Here is a 16,349-nt window from a genome sequence, read left to right on the forward strand (position 1 = left end):
TGTAGCTTATGGATATCAGGTAAATGTAAATGAGGTACTTGCTCCTACCACAGCAGCAGGTTCTCATATGATTACCTTGGGTATCGACTTTGGGTGCAGACAAAGTAAATGTGGATGTACATATTAACTACTGACAATAATTCGGTGAAAGCTTCTTAAGAATTAGTACACGCATTCGATAACATTCTAAAATCATCTAAATTATTTCTTCCTCTTCTTTAAAAAATATAGACATAAACTCAGGTGACCATAAAAAACACGAATGTGAATACTATAAAAGTATTTGATCTCTCAGGAAAAAAAGTTCTGGAAGCGAATCAGAATACCTTTGACATAAGTTCATTAGACACAGGAGCTTATTTTGTAAGTGTAGAAGACAAGAAAGGAAGAACAGATACAATAAAATTAATAAAAAAATAAAATATTCTGTCTAGCCCTAAAAAAGAGGGTGTTTGACTTTTCAGACACCTTCTTTTTACATTTCATGGTTTTTAATAGGTCAAATTATTTACTCATTCAATTTTCTATAAAAATGACGTTATAAACAGTATCCGGATCTAGTATATTATACATTCATAATAGTATACAAGCCAAAAATAGCGACTATAAAATAACAGGTAATTGTTAATGCACCCTGATAGTCCTTTGCAACACGCTGCCCAAAAAGGAGCATTATTAGAGTGAAACAAGCAGAAAACATAGCTTCAGAGGCATAACGTATATGGTTATCTACAATTAATTCATAAATTCCTAAGATGCTCAATAAAGCAGTCATTAGCTCAAAAATTAAGACAACCGCCAGAAGAAAAGGGACAATTTTACGCATAAAAGTAGCCGAAAAATGGCCTTTTAACCAGCTCAGATTACCTTTCCAATCTACGAGTTTATCAATTCCAGATTGAAGAAAGGTGATCAATAAAAAGAGTAAAATAGTAATTGAAACGATATGCGTCATAAAATTTTTCATGAAAAGGTATTGGTTTTAGAATAAATATGTAGCTCTAAAGGTCGTAATAAAAAATAATTAATAACGTCAGCTTGCCTTTTTATGTAGTAGTCGTGTAAGTTTTATGGATAAATCGGTTAAAACAATCTTTGCATTAGCGTTTCGCTCGATATGATAAATAGCATCTTGTAATTCATTGCTGATATCCATTATATTTGCTCCGTGAATAAAAGGTGCAAAATTTTCTAATTTAAAACCATTAGTTTTTGGCTCCAAAAAGACAAGATCTTTTGCTCCATAATTGAGTAACATAGCTTGTCTGAAGAAATCCAGACAATAGCTAAGAAATTTCTTTTGTGTTTCTCTACCAGATCCAGCAATAGATTCGCTCCAGCTTATCAAATCATTCACAGCAGACTTATTTCCTTTTGCTCTAAAAGCAGTTCTCACCCATTGAATGAACCAATCTTCAAACTGATCATCTCCACCATCATGATGCAATAAATGTAATGCTTTGCTATAATCACCATTGGCTTGATGGGCAATCTTTAAAGCTTCGCTATCCGAAAGATCTCCTTCTTTTTGTATGGCATCCTTAATCACCTGTTCACCCAGTGCAGGAAAATGAAGTACCTGACATCGGGATCGTATGGTTTGTATGAGTTGTTCTTCATCCTCAGTAATTAGGATAAAGACCGTTTTCTCGGGAGGTTCTTCTATAAGTTTTAGTAATTTATTTGAAGCGGCAATATTCATTTTATCAGCCATCCAGATAAGCATTACTTTATAGCCACCTTCATAACTTTTTAGTGATAATTTTTTTACCACATCCAGTGCTTCATCCACACCAATCTGACCTTGTTTTTTTTCGATACCTAATAAAATATGCCAGTCAAAAATGCTACCATATGGATTTTTGTTGATAAAAGTTCTCCACTCTTCTGCAAAATGGTTAGCGGTAGGGTGTTTCTTTATTTTGTCATTGGTAGCTACAGGATAGGCAAAATGAAGATCTGGATGTGCCAGATGATCAAACTTTATATTACACGAATGGTTTCCTCCGGTGTTTTCTCCGGCTTCATTTTGACACAAAATATATTGAGCATAGGCAATAGCCATGGGCAGCGTACCACTACCATTGGCACCTACAAAAAGTTGCGCGTGTGGTATTCGACCACGATCTACACTTGTAGTAAGGTAACTTTTGATATGTGTTAATCCTAGAATTTCTGAAAAAAGCATAGGCAAATATAATTTAATAAAATACAATATATAGCAGCTATATTAGGATAAGAATACAATATGATTTTTTCATTGAAAAGCATCTTTTAGTTAAAAATTGATAAAAGTGAATCTTTACCGAATAATTATGGCAATTTTTCTGATTCTAATGAATGTTTCTGAGGAAATACAATTATTTTCGTTTGATCAATATCAATCTAATATAATGAAGACAATCAACGATTTTAATTTTGAAAATAAGAAAGCATTAATTCGAGTAGATTTTAATGTTCCTTTAAATGAAAATTTTGAAGTAACGGATGCTACCAGAATACAAGCTGCAAAACCTACCATTATCAAAATACTTGAAGATGGAGGAAGTGCAGTTTTGATGTCTCATTTAGGTCGCCCCAAAGGAGTGCAGAAAGAATTTTCTTTACAGCATATTGTAGACAAAGTATCCGAAATAATAGGTGTTCAGGTAAAATTTGCTGCTAATTGCGTAGGAGCAGTAGCAGAAGAAGCAGTTGCGGCATTAAATGAAGGAGAAGTTTTATTATTAGAGAATTTAAGATTTCATAATGAAGAAACCAGTGGAGATACTGATTTTGCAAAACAGTTATCAACATTGGGAGATGTCTATGTCAATGATGCTTTTGGGACAGCACATAGAGCCCATGCGTCTACAACAATTGTTGCTCAGTTTTTTCCTGATAACAAATGCTTTGGTAGCTTATTGGCAAAAGAGATTGAGAGTATCGATAAGGTATTAACTCATGGAGAAAAACCAATTACTGCAGTTTTAGGAGGATCAAAGGTATCTTCTAAAATTACGATTATAGAAAATATCCTTGATAAAGTAGATCATCTTATTATAGGAGGAGGAATGACCTATACATTTATAAAAGCTCAGGGAGGACAGATAGGGGATTCTATTTGCGAGGATGATAAACAGGAATTGGCATTAGAGATTCTAAAAAAAGCTGAAGAAAAAGGCGTAAAAATACATTTACCTGTAGATGTTGTGGGAGCAGATGATTTTGCTAATGATGCTACCAGAAAAGTAATCAGTGTAGATGCCATTCCTGATGGATGGCAGGGATTAGATGCAGGACCAGAAACATTGAAGATTTTTCATAATGTAATTCTTAATTCTAAAACCATACTCTGGAACGGGCCTTTGGGAGTTTTCGAAATGGAAAATTTTGCAAACGGAACCATAACATTAGGTCACTCTATAGCAGAAGCAACTGAGAAAGGTGCATTCTCTCTGGTAGGAGGAGGAGATTCTGTAGCAGCAGTGAAGCAGTTTGGTTTTGGTGATAAAGTAAGTTATGTGTCTACCGGTGGTGGAGCCATGTTAGAAAGCCTGGAAGGAAAAACACTTCCTGGAATCGCAGCTATAAGAAACTAAAAAACAAGCAGGTTAAGTAAGAAAAATCTTATTAAATGAAAAAACAATAAAAAATCAGTCGTTTTGACTGGTTTTTTTGTATTTTAACTTGTTGATTTTTTGTATTTTAGAAAAAAAGTGCGATTTTAGCGCAAGTGTTGTTGATAACTTGTTGAAAATTACACTAACTATGCTAAAATATCCGTTAGAGTATGTTTAAAAAGAATACAAATTGAAAATCAATAGTTTGAGGTTCTGAGGACACTTCAAATGATGAGAATATCGAGATATTTTAATTATTTGAAATAAGCTCACGGTTCTTAAAATATTTGTTTTCAGGAAGTAAGGTTTTTAAACAAGCTCTTAGTTGAATTAAATGTAAATGATATTAGATGATGAATAAAAATTGTTGGTTACTTCTTGGTTTTCTTTTTTGCGTATCTATCATACACAGTCAAAATAAAAAGTCTAAAGATTCTAAGACTAAAGTAAATAAATCTAAAGTAATTACTTTACAGAAAGATTTGACCCTAAAAAAAGATACAATACAAGTAGTCGATACAGCAAAAGTTGTTAGCCAGTATGGTGAACTCAAGACCACAACCTTACATAAAACAAATACCAAAGATAGCATAGTATATGTAGCTCAAGATCACCCAGAGGTTTCAAAATTAGATGCGCTCTGGAAAAAGGAATTATATAGTGCCGGTTTGTTTGATACGATACATAAATCTATCACAGAACTAACGTATGAGCCGGTAGAGTATGTAGATCTTCCTACAGATACCCTAAAAGCAAGATTGGCAGAATTGAATGCCCGCACACCTTTTAATGTAGAATACAACACTTCATTAGAAAGCGTTATAAAGAGATATTTAAAAAATCGTCATGAACAATTAGAAAGGCTGATGGCGCTGAGCGAGTTTTATTTTCCTTTATTTGAGCAAGAATTAGATAATCAGAATATTCCATTAGAGATAAAATATCTGGCTATTGTAGAATCTGCTTTAAAACCAAGAGCCAAATCCAGAGTAGGAGCCACAGGGCTATGGCAATTTATGTTTGGTACCGGAAAAATGTTTGGATTAGAAGTTAGCTCTTATGTAGATGAGCGGATGGATCCTATTATGGCGACTCAGGCAGCATGTAAATATCTAGCGAGTTTATATCGTGTTTTTGGAGACTGGGATCTAGCGCTGGCATCCTATAATTCAGGACCAGGAAATGTGAATAAAGCAATCAGACGTAGCGGGGGATATACAAATTACTGGAATATCAGGCAAAACCTTCCCAGAGAAACGGCAGGATATCTTCCGGCATTTTTGGCAACCATGTATATTTTTGAGTATGCTGATAAACACGGGTTTAAACCCAAAAAACCAGAGTTCGCTTATTTTGAAACCGATACTATAAAAGTAAAACAAATGATCACGCTGGATCAGGTTTCAGAATACATGAATATTAATATGGAAGAGTTGCAGTTTTTAAACCCTTCTTATAAACTGGATATCATTCCTCATATAAAAGACGAAAATTACGTGCTTCGTTTACCATTAGATCAGGTAGGTAAATTTGTATCTAATGAAGATCAGATATATGCACTGGCACAGGAAGAATTTAATAAGCGAGAAAAACCATTGCCCAAATTATTTGAGGCTAAAGATAAGATTCGATATAGGGTGCGTAGTGGTGATTTCCTAGGTAAAATCGCCAGAAGATATGGTGTACGGGTAAGCCAGATAAAACGATGGAATGGGTTACGTAGTAACAATCTAAGAATTGGCCAACGATTAACGATCTACCCCCGTCGACCTGTAGTAAGCAGATCACAGAAAAAGAAATCGGTAAAAACAAAAACCAAAGCTGTTGCAAGTACAAGTGCTAGAAATTCTAAAGTGTATACAGTAAAAGCCGGAGATACACTATGGAGTATTTCTCAGAAATTTAAAGGGGTAACAATACAAAACCTTAGAAACTGGAATGATATTAAAGGATCAGGTATCAAACCAGGGATGAAACTAAAAGTATCTAAATCCTGATAGTTTCATTCGTTTACTTTTTTGGCTAACATTTGTAAAATAAGGTAATCATTATACGTTACAAGATATAATTGGAATGGTTTATGTTGTTATTTTTTTTAATATCATTCTATCACAAGTATATTTGTACTATGAAAAAACTAATACTAGCCATTATTTGTGCATTGACTATAATCAGCTGTGCAGAGAAAAAAAAGGAAACCGCAGAAAAGATTAAAGGCTCCTTAGCACAATCCTTAGGTAAAATAAATGAATTATCTGTAGTGATGGATAATGAATTATGGAAAGGAGCCATAGGAGATACAGTGCGTAAATATTTTGGTGCAGAGGTTCCAGGACTACCACAGGAAGAACCGCTATTCTCGATGCGGCAATTACCGATCGAAGCTTTCACCGGGTTGGCACAAAGAAGAAGAACTTTTCTTATTGTAGAACAAGGTAAAAAATCCAGTTTCACTACAACAAAAAATAAATTTGCAACCCCCCAGTTGGGATTTGTAATAAGAGGTCTTGATGCCACAGATATTGCTCGTTTAATTCAGGAAAATGCAGCAACCATTATTTCAAAATATAAGCAAGTAGAGACCAGAGAAAAGCAATATAGAATTAAAAAATCAGTAGAATATATCCCGCAACTCAAAGAAAAGATGGGAATTACTCTAAAAATTCCATCTGCGTATCGGGTTGCCAAAGAAGAAGATAAGTTCTTCTGGTTGCGTAAAGACATTACTAATGGTGACATGAACCTGATGATATATGAATTACCATCTGGTACAATTGTTAAAGACTCTAATGCGGTTGCCAATATTGTAAAGATAAGAGACTCTGTAGGAAGTTTAAAAATACCTACTACTTCTGGTAAATTTATTACAGAAAAGGACTATGCTCCCTACCAGTATGAAACAATCTTGGATAATAAATTTGCTTTTGAGACCAAAGGTACCTGGGAGATTAAAGATCGATATATGGCAGGGCCATTTGTGAATTATGTGATTGATGACCGTATAAACAACAGGCAATTAGTAGTCGAAGGTTTTGTACTTGCGCCATCCGTTAGAAAAAGAAACCATATGTTCGAATTAGAAGCTATTATTAAAACTATTAAGTTTGAGTAGTAGTTTTTAATAAATCAAAAATAAGCCGGTTTTATTAAATTCCTATACTTTCTACTTTTATAGGATATGATTTTATACATATTCTATTTTGATTTCTAATGCCCTTTCTGGTTTTACAATACGCTATAAGAAATGGTTAGATTGATAGTATAAATCAAGTACATATAATAAAAAGGAGTCAAAACCCTCTTTGCAAATCACAGTAAAAACCTATATACTGAAAAACCTACCCAGTTTTATGAGCCAGTAAACTACCTCGGGGCAAGCCTACGAGACATTTATTGAAAAAAACATGTTGATTTCTAGACAAGTCTCGGAGCATTTAAATCTCGATTATCGAGTAAAATATGAAATAAAAAAGTTTTAGCTAATTTGGTTGCATAAACAAAAATGCAGTCTAAAAAGGAACCACTACATATCAAAATAAACTGACAATTTGTGATTTCTATTACTTTTTAGACTGCCCTTTAAACTTTAATTAATGTATTACCAATAAATATTATTGGCAAAACCCATTATTATCGTTATACATAAGCCTTAAAGCTCTTCTATCTCCATTAGAAACTCGTCTAGCATTAAATACCACACTTGGATTTGATCCTGAAGTCATAATTGACCTTGTATCATTGATTGGTGTACCAGGAATTTGTGTCCCAAAAATTCCTTGTTCGGCATGTAGGAATCCAATATTATGTCCAATTTCATGAGCTAATATATTCGACCATTCCCTGGATGTTACTGGGTCTCCATCAAGACTAGGCTCGTTAAGATTGAGAATGATCAGTCCGCCTTCTACTCCATTGGTAGGAAACTCTCCTAGACCCCAACCGCCAATTTCACCCGGTTCGGACAATCGCACAACGATATCAGGATTATTAGTTACCGGAATCAATTCCAGAGTTGTCCCATTCACGGTATTCCATAAATTAAGACCTCTTCGAAAGCCTCTTCCAGCAGCATTATTGCCCAGATCATTCTGAATTCGAATACTCCTTGCCCTATCACAATCAACAATTGAAAAAAAAGCTTGTTTATCTCCTGTGTATTGCTGAACTGCTTCATCAGTAATAAATATATCTCCTCCTACAATATATCCTCCTTTTTTAGCTTTTACTGGAATCTGACGAACATCAAACCCCATACTTTCAAGCTTTGTTAAAACCTCAGGAGACACTTCATCCTGGTTAATTGAGTTTTCCTGTAGAGCATCATTCTCTACATCATTTGTACAGTGTACTATGCTAGTTGCTATAAGAATTAGCATAGAAAATTTTAAAATTTTCATGAATTTAAGTTTTGAGTTAGACGCGAAATATCAAGAAAAATCAATTTTCTAAATGTTAGATTACTAACAATTTACGATTTTTATTTTTTGTAAGCAAATACTTTATTACACAATAAATAGCACAAAATAAAATATGACTATCTGATTTTTTGCACAAACAGTAATTATTTTTGTATCTCATTGTTTCAAAGATTTTTTCGAGAAATTCCTAGAGGAGGTGAGTTGCAAAGCTCATTTTTAAATCAGAAAGATATAAGTAAGGCGTTGCTTATAAGTACTGTGAAGGTATCATTATTGGATCTCTATACGTGGTCAATATCAATCGATAAAGTGTGAATTCAGAATCATCTTATGCAGTGGCACACTATTACCTTATCACTACTAAAAAAAGTTTTCCTGTCATAGAAGTACAGTAACCATTAGGCATCTTTATTTTTGAAGTAGCAATGTAAAAAAGCAAATCTGAATGAATAATTTTAAATCAGAAAGCGTATAAAGTATAAGTCTTAGAACATAATTAGATTTTTATAATATATTTATCGATTCAAAAAAAGCATCCATGAATATAGTTTCTTTCATCAACCAACACACACTGATTTCAGAAAAACAAATTATAAAAACCATTGAATTATTGGATGATGGTGCAACAATACCTTTTATTTCCCGGTATCGTAAAGAAATGACAGGTAATCTTGATGAGGTACAAATTGGAGAAATTGTAAAGTATAAAACCACTTTTGAAACATTACAAAAACGAAAAGAAAGTGTACTTACTTCGATCAAAGAACAAGAAGCACTCACTCCTGAGTTACAAAAAAGAATCGAATCTGCTCAAACACTTTCTGAGGTCGAAGATTTATACTTACCCTATAAGAAAAAAAGAAAAACAAGAGCGAGTGTTGCAAAAGAATTGGGGCTGGAACCCTTGGCAAAAATTTTGATACAACAGCGAGAAGAAGAGGTGCTAATAATAGCTTCTCAATACCTTACTGATAAGATTGCCAATGAAGAAATGGCATTGCAGGGAGCAAGAGATATTATTGCAGAATGGATCAGCGAAAACGAAAAAGTTAGAAATAGAATACGTCGGTTATATCAACGTAGAGCAGCTATATCTTCTACAGTTATAAAATCAAAAAAGGATGTAGAAGACGCGCAGAAATATCAACAATATTTTGAGTGGGAAGAGCCATTACATAAATGTCCTTCACATCGATTATTGGCAATTCTTAGAGCAGAAAATGAAAAGATAGTCAGAGTAAAAATAACCGTTCCCGAAAACGATGCATTAGATATCATTGATGACATTATGATCAAATCTAATATTGAAGCCTGTACGGATCAAATGTTCTTGGCAATTGCAGATGCTTATAAAAGATTACTGTCACCAGCAATTGCAACAGAAGTATTAAACCAAACCAAAGAAAAAGCTGATGAAAATGCAATCAAAGTATTTGCTCAAAACCTAAAACAGCTACTGCTGGCATCTCCACTGGGACAAAAGAGAATTCTGGCGCTAGACCCTGGATTTAAATCAGGTTGTAAAGTTGTATGTTTGGCAGCACAGGGAGATTTATTACATAATGAAAATATATATCCGCATCCTCCTCAAAGAGAAACTACAAATGCCATAAAAAAAATTAGATCTTTAGTAAATGCTTACAAAATAGAAGCAATTGCAATTGGGAATGGTACCGCAGCCAGAGAAACAGAGGCTTTTGTAAAAAAAATTCCATTTGACAGCCCTATTCAGGTGTTTATGGTCAATGAAAGTGGAGCATCTGTATACTCGGCTTCCAAAATTGCCAGAGCAGAATTTCCGAATTATGATGTGACCGTTCGAGGAGCCATATCTATTGGGAGAAGGTTAGCAGACCCATTAGCAGAATTAGTAAAAATAGACCCCAAAGCCATAGGCGTAGGTCAGTATCAACATGATGTAGATCAAACCAAACTAAAAAATGAATTGGATACTGTGGTGATGAGTTGCGTGAATAGTGTTGGTATTAATGTAAATACTGCAAGCGCTCCATTACTTAGCTATGTGTCTGGAATAGGAGAAAAACTAGCAGAAAATATTGTGACGTATAGATCAGAAAATGGAGCATTATCATCTAGAGAAGAACTAAAAAAAGTTCCCAGACTTGGAGGGAAAGCCTATGAACAGGCAGCGGCATTTTTGAGAATTACAAAACCAAAAAATCCATTGGATAATTCTGCGGTACATCCAGAGCAATACAAATTAGTTTCTAAAATGGCAAAAGATGTTGGTAGTTCTTTACAAGAGTTAATAGGTAACAAAGGAGTAATTTCAAAAATAAAATTACAAAATTATGTATCCGAAACTGTAGGGCTACCTACGCTGAATGACATTATCAAAGAATTAGAAAAACCAGGAGTAGATCCTAGACAGAAAGCAACCATTTTTGAATTTGATCCTAATGTAAAAACTATTAATGATTTAAAACCAGGAATGAAATTGCCGGGAATCGTTAATAATATTACCAATTTTGGATGTTTTGTAGATATCGGTATTAAGGAAAGTGGATTGATACACATTTCTAAGTTAGCGAATGAATATATCAGTGATGTCAATACAATTGTACAATTGAATCAACATCTAATGGTGACAGTAATGAGTGTGGATCTACCTAGAAAAAGAATACAACTTTCACTTGTAGATTAAATGTGATACTATTTATGCTATCGATTCAAGTTGGAAATGGTGTAAAGATTAAAGAGAAAGAATAAATAAAAAAGCCTGACTTGTACATAAGTCAGGCTTTTATCTTTATAAGATGAAATTATTTTTTCTCTTCTATCTTGTTAGGATCTTCATCTTCCTTCGTAGCATCTTTAAATTCTTTAATTCCGCTTCCAAGTCCCCTCATTAATTCCGGAATTTTTTTACCTCCGAATAATAATAAAACAGCCGCTACAATCAGTGCTATTTGCCAGGGACCTAGCATTCCTAAATAAATTATTAATGACGTCATGATATTAATATTAGATTACAAAGTTAATAAGATTTACGTAAAAAAGGCAGTATTATAGTGTGAATTACATTTTTTAGGATAATATTATGCCAAATGTATAAGTACACACTTAAAAAGAATACAAAACGGAGTTCTTAGAACTATTTAAAAAGAAATAACGTTTTAATGTAGAACTTGACATTTTTATCCTTTGGTAGAATATGTATATTTGCGTGTAATAATCCTACTTAATCCGCTATGGTAGTAGAAGTAATTTATGGCTAAAAAGAAAAAAGAACAAAAAAGGATTACAAGAAAATTACTAAACAAATATCGTTTGGTAATTCTAAACGAGGATACTTTTGAGGAAAGAATATCTTTTAAGCTAACCAGGCTTAATGTGTTTGTTTTATCAATGATTACAACTATTATTTTAATTTCTTGTACCACTTTTTTGATTGCCTTTACGCCATTAAGAGAATACATACCAGGATATTCTTCTACATCGTTGGATCAAAAAGCGACCAGGCTTGTTACCACTGCCGATTCTTTAGAGTCTGTTTTAAGCATTAATCAGAAATATTATAATTCAATTAAAAAAGTATTAACCGGAGATGTAAAGACTGTAGAATTTGATATAGACTCTGCAGTACAATCAGAAAAATTAAATCTGGAAGAAGTGAATTTAGACCCATCAGAACAAGATATACAGCTTAGAGATGAAGTTTCCAGAGAAGATAAATATAGTTTATTTGAGAGTGAAAAATCAAGTACTGATTTCTCATTATTTCCGCCTGTAAAAGGAAGCGTAACTGAAGTGTATAACGTAGAGGAAAAACATTATGCAATTGATGTGGCGGTTCCCAAAGACACTCCGGTAAAAGCTGCAGCGGCCGGAACAGTTATTTTTGCAGAATGGACGGCAGAAACCGGGCATGTAATGATTTTAGATCACGGTAATAATTTACTCACTGTTTATAAGCATAATGCATCTTTGACAAAACAACAGGGAGAACAGGTTAAAGAAGGAGAAGTAATTGCTACTGCAGGTTCGACAGGAGAACTTTCTACAGGGCCTCATCTTCATTTCGAATTATGGAGAAATGGCTATCCTACAGATCCGTCAAAGTTTATTGATTTTGAATAATTGTATACAATAATGTCTATTAAATCACTTGGAGCAAAGGTTTTTGCAGCATATGTTCGCAAAAAAATAAATAAATGGGCTAATAATCCAATAGAAACTCAGGAACGCGTTTTTAAAGAATTGCTAAAAACGGCAAGTAATACTTCTTTTGGAAAAGATCATAAGTTTCAGGATATAAAAACACATTCAGATTTTGTCAAAAAAGTACCTATTCGAGATTATGAAGAATTAAGACAATATGTGGATCGGATTGTAGGTGGAGAAAACGACGTTTTATGGCCCGGTAAGCCAATCTATTTTGCTAAGACCTCAGGAACTACTAGCGGCGTAAAATATATTCCATTAACCGCAGCCTCTATGCCCACCCATATAAGAGCCGCTAGAAATGCCATTTTGTGCTATATCGCTGAAAGTGGAAAAACAGCTTTTGTAGATGGAAAAATGATATTTCTTCAGGGAAGTCCCGAACTTGTAGAAAAAAATGGGGTTAATCTAGGCAGACTTTCAGGAATTGTAGCGCATTATGTGCCAAAATATCTTCAGAAAAATAGACTACCTAGTTGGGAAACTAATTGTATTGAAGACTGGGAAGACAAAGTAGATGCCATTGTAGAAGAAACTGTTCATGAAAATATGACCATCATCAGTGGAATTCCTCCCTGGGTACAAATGTATTTTGAGAAACTGCAAAAGAAAACAGGAAAAACCGTTGGAGACCTTTTTAAAAATTTTGAACTGTTCATCTATGGAGGTGTAAATTTTGAACCATATAAAGCTGCATTCGAAAAGTTAATCGGGAGAAAAGTTGCAGGAATAGAATTATATCCAGCCTCTGAAGGTTTTTTTGCTTTTCAGGATACTCAGAAAGAAAAAGGTATGTTGTTGCAATTAGATTCCGGAATGTTTTATGAGTTTGTCGAGGCAAACACTTTTTTTAATGAACACCCTAAAAGAATAACTATTGGAGAAGTTGAAATTGGAATAAATTATGTAATGCTTATTTCCTCTAATGCAGGACTATGGGCATATAATATTGGAGATACAATACAGTTTACAAATACCAGTCCTTATAGAGTAATTGTTTCTGGAAGGATTAAACATTTTATTTCTGCATTTGGAGAACATGTTATAGGCAAAGAAGTAGAGCAGGCTCTTAAAGAAGGGGCAGAAGCCACTGGAGCAATGATAAAAGAATTTACGGTTGCACCACAAATCAATCCTGATGTTAATCAACTTCCTTATCATGAGTGGTTTATAGAATTTCAGGAAGAGCCATCTGATGTAAAACAATTAGCATTAGAAATTGATAATTCCCTAAGAAGGCAGAACTCCTATTATGATGACCTGATTACAGGAAATATTTTAACGACCTTAAAAATTACCATTGTGCCAAAAGAAGGGTTTAATAACTATATGAAATCTATTGGCAAATTAGGCGGACAAAATAAATTACCCAGACTTTCTAATGATAGAAAAATTGCAGACTCTCTATCATATTTGGTAGATAAATAAATTATATCTTTGTTAGGAAATAATATATGGTAAACAAGAAAATACAAGGAAGGAGAACAAGAGCTCAGGAAAGCTCAAGTGCAATAGAACGAATGTATATTACCATGCGTCATCTATTCAATAGAGGTTTTTATAAACCCATGGGAGTTTCGGGAGATACGCTAAGAGAAGGGTTGCTAACTTTACGTCCTGAGATTTATGGCTCGATAGCCGAAGAAAAAGTAGAGTTGGATGGTCTTTTATATGTAGTTGATCGTTTACCTATTGGGATCGAAGAATGTCGTTATATAAACCTTACAAGTGAAGAAGGCTATAAAAACTCTCATTTTAAAGCCATAATTCCACCAAAAAGAAGGAGAAACTGTTATCGTATTGATGAAGAGCAGATGAATATCGAGATTACACGGGGCAGGTCTGAAATCTATGATATTCTTACCCATCTTACATTTCTTTTTATCGAATCGCACAAGATTATGAACCGAGTGGTAATTAATGAAGAAGGAAATGTTACCAGAGATTGGAATAAATTAGAAAATGCAGTTTCATCAAAGAAAGAACTTACAAAATCACAACGAGAAGTAGTTTTGACGCATACAGCTAATATATTAGGAAGGACTTTTGAAGAAGTCACTTCGATATACAACAGTTTTTCATGCCCGGAAAATAAAGAGCGGTTTTTACATATTATATTTTGGTTGGGAAAACTGGCGATAGATGAATCTGTAAATGAAAATAAGAGAATAGTTACTTTTAGTCCAGTTCTTAGGGAGCGTTTAGGGCATCATATTCACGGAGAAATATGGGCAGATACTATTAAAAATAAATTAGAAGAGCTAAAACTGTTAGAACGACCCATACACATTATAAGTGCTAATATGCATAGTGTGATGAATACATTATATGCTCCTACCGCACTGAAAACTGAGCTAAAAAGTAAGACTCCTTTTGATGTGTATGAATTGCTGAGTGAGACTAAGAATAATAAATTAAGAGCCAAAGTAGAAAAATTTGCTTTACTAAAAGGGATGACCTATTTAGAAGATCAAAGTGGAACCAATATCAACATTCAGATATTTGATACCACAAAATATACTGAAGGAAGTTATGCTAATTTGACATCTAAAATCAAAAAAGAAGATACCCCCGTACTTATAGTAATGGATTATGCATTTGGTGAACAGGCATATGAAACCATGGATGAGTTACTAAAACCTTATGAAAAAGAAGGTGTTAGGAAATACTTAGATGTAGCATCGGTATCTATTATGGGCAAAGCAGGTATTCTTGAAGGAGGAAAAGGAGATATTATGATCCCCTCTGCACATGTGTTTGAGGGAACGGCAGATAATTACCCATTTAATAATGGATTAAAAAAAGAAGATCTGGAAGGAGAAGGAATTGATATATACGATGGCGCTATGATCACGGTGCTAGGAACCTCATTACAGAACCGTGATATTTTAAAGTTTTTTCATGATTCTACCTGGAATATAATTGGATTAGAAATGGAAGGAGCACATTATCAGAAAGCAATTCAATCTGCATCAAAATTACGTGGTAGTATAAGTTCAGGGGTAAAAGTACGATATGCATATTATGCATCAGATAATCCGTTAGAAACAGGAAGCACATTAGCATCAGGAGGACTTGGAACAACAGGTGTTAAACCTACCTATCTGATTACAGAAAAAATATTAGAGCAAATTTTTAAAGAAGGATAAACAATGAGTCAGGGAAACTCTAATAATGAAGAAATAGATTTAGGACAAATTTTTAATGTGATTAAAAACTTTTTTAGAAGTGTTTTAAAATCAATCGCTTCTATCGTACTATTCTATAAGAAAAAATGGATTTTATTTACGACAATATGTATTATTGGAGGAATTCTAGGTTATTTTTTGGATAAAAAGTTGAATTTAGATAAAGAGTTTGTTCAAGAAATAATTTTAGAGCCTAAAAAAGATACTGGTGAATATATTTATGGTTTTCTTGAGAATATGGAATCCAGATTAGGGAGTGAGTCTTTTTTAAAGAAACTAAAATTAGATTCTACCCAAGTTTTAAATCTAAAACAAATTACTTTAGAGCCAATTCTTCAATATTCGGATGTTTTAGATTATTTTAAAAATGTATATGGAGAAAAAGATGCGCATCATATCATTGATGAGTTAGATCCAGAATTATTAGAAAGTAAGAAGTATAGAAAGTTCTATAAATATCATAAATTGACTATATATTTTAAGAATGCAATTCCCGATAATAATAATATAGTAAAAGCGTTTCTGGATTATATAAGTTCTAATGCATATTATGATAAGATCTTAACCTTTGAGATAAATCAAGTGAAATTGGATCTGCAAAAAAATAAGGAAACACTAGTTTTTGTTGATGAGTATTTGGATAAACTAAGTAAAAACCCAATACATCAGGAAAAAGAGATTGTTGTCTATGCAGAAGCATCAGAAATTCCTACTATTTCATCGCTTTTGGAAAAGAAAAATGAGTTAATGCATATAATCAATAGACAAGAAAAGTTTTTGATTTTGGATAAAAATCTTTTTGAAATCGTTGAATATGGAAACATTATTTCTCAGAAAGCTGTTATTTATAAAAGGATGATCATCCTTTTACCCATACTAATTTGCATTTTTATTTCGATGTTCTTTTTCTTGAAGAATAGTATTAAAAGAATGGATGATTTTATAAGAGAGTAATC

The 16,349-nt window shown here is 33.4% G+C and carries 13 protein-coding genes; 9 read left to right on the forward strand and 4 right to left on the reverse strand.

The window, feature by feature from the left end; translation table 11 throughout:
- Positions 1–243: 243 nt before the first annotated feature.
- Positions 244–420: a T9SS type A sorting domain-containing protein gene (locus F0000_RS16865; RefSeq protein ID WP_149625903.1), complete on the forward strand. Its 177-nt coding sequence runs from the start codon at positions 244–246 to the stop codon at positions 418–420.
- 145 nt (positions 421–565) lie between these two features.
- On the opposite strand, the gene F0000_RS16870 is transcribed toward F0000_RS16865, so the two are convergent.
- Entirely contained in the window at positions 566–967 is a 402-nt protein-coding gene (locus F0000_RS16870) for a DoxX family protein (RefSeq protein WP_149625904.1), read from the reverse strand.
- 66 nt (positions 968–1,033) lie between these two features.
- Positions 1,034–2,188, reverse strand: a complete 1,155-nt coding sequence (locus tag F0000_RS16875) for a DNA polymerase III subunit (protein WP_149625905.1) — start codon at positions 2,186–2,188, stop codon at positions 1,034–1,036.
- 205 nt (positions 2,189–2,393) lie between these two features.
- Here F0000_RS16875 and pgk point away from each other — a divergent pair, with 205 nt between their 5' ends.
- The 3 genes from pgk to F0000_RS16890 all read left to right on the forward strand — a co-directional run bounded on the left by pgk (position 2,394) and on the right by F0000_RS16890 (position 6,714).
- A complete protein-coding gene (pgk, locus tag F0000_RS16880) occupies positions 2,394–3,581 on the forward strand; it encodes a phosphoglycerate kinase (RefSeq protein ID WP_149625952.1) in 1,188 nt (395 codons plus the stop codon).
- A 374-nt stretch (positions 3,582–3,955) separates the two neighbouring features.
- A complete protein-coding gene (locus F0000_RS16885; RefSeq protein WP_149625906.1) occupies positions 3,956–5,599 on the forward strand; it encodes a LysM peptidoglycan-binding domain-containing protein in 1,644 nt (547 codons plus the stop codon).
- 131 nt (positions 5,600–5,730) lie between these two features.
- A complete protein-coding gene (locus tag F0000_RS16890; RefSeq protein WP_149625907.1) occupies positions 5,731–6,714 on the forward strand; it encodes a DUF4837 family protein in 984 nt (327 codons plus the stop codon).
- Positions 6,715–7,213: 499 nt separating this feature from the next.
- Here the strand turns inward: F0000_RS16890 and F0000_RS16895 are convergent, their stop codons facing one another.
- The gene (locus tag F0000_RS16895) at positions 7,214–7,999 is read right to left on the reverse strand and encodes a hypothetical protein (protein ID WP_149625908.1); all 786 of its coding nucleotides are present in this window, start codon (positions 7,997–7,999) and stop codon (positions 7,214–7,216) included.
- Positions 8,000–8,558: 559 nt separating this feature from the next.
- Between F0000_RS16895 and F0000_RS16900 the strand changes: the two genes are divergently transcribed.
- Entirely contained in the window at positions 8,559–10,685 is a 2,127-nt protein-coding gene (locus F0000_RS16900) for a Tex family protein (RefSeq protein ID WP_149625909.1), read from the forward strand.
- Positions 10,686–10,803: 118 nt separating this feature from the next.
- Here F0000_RS16900 and F0000_RS16905 read toward each other — a convergent pair whose 3' ends face one another.
- The gene (locus F0000_RS16905; protein ID WP_149625910.1) at positions 10,804–10,995 is read right to left on the reverse strand and encodes a twin-arginine translocase TatA/TatE family subunit; all 192 of its coding nucleotides are present in this window, start codon (positions 10,993–10,995) and stop codon (positions 10,804–10,806) included.
- Between the two features lie 256 nt (positions 10,996–11,251).
- On the opposite strand from F0000_RS16905, the gene F0000_RS16910 reads away from it, so the two are divergent.
- From F0000_RS16910 to F0000_RS16925, 4 genes are read left to right on the forward strand one after another with little or no spacing between them, the layout of a single operon-like run.
- Positions 11,252–12,121, forward strand: a complete 870-nt coding sequence (locus F0000_RS16910) for a M23 family metallopeptidase (protein WP_149625911.1) — start codon at positions 11,252–11,254, stop codon at positions 12,119–12,121.
- A gap of 12 nt (positions 12,122–12,133) precedes the next feature.
- Positions 12,134–13,633 (forward strand): GH3 auxin-responsive promoter family protein, encoded by a 1,500-nt coding sequence (locus F0000_RS16915; RefSeq protein ID WP_149625912.1) that lies wholly within the window; start codon positions 12,134–12,136, stop codon positions 13,631–13,633.
- A gap of 26 nt (positions 13,634–13,659) precedes the next feature.
- Positions 13,660–15,354 carry a hypothetical protein gene (locus F0000_RS16920; protein ID WP_149625913.1) on the forward strand — a complete coding sequence of 565 codons (1,695 nt, stop codon included), beginning with the start codon at positions 13,660–13,662 and terminating at the stop codon, positions 15,352–15,354.
- A gap of 3 nt (positions 15,355–15,357) precedes the next feature.
- A complete protein-coding gene (locus tag F0000_RS16925; RefSeq protein ID WP_149625914.1) occupies positions 15,358–16,347 on the forward strand; it encodes a hypothetical protein in 990 nt (329 codons plus the stop codon).
- Positions 16,348–16,349: the final 2 nt, after the last annotated feature.

It is taken from the genome of Aquimarina sp. RZ0 (assembly GCF_008370685.1).
Classification (GTDB): domain Bacteria; phylum Bacteroidota; class Bacteroidia; order Flavobacteriales; family Flavobacteriaceae; genus Aquimarina.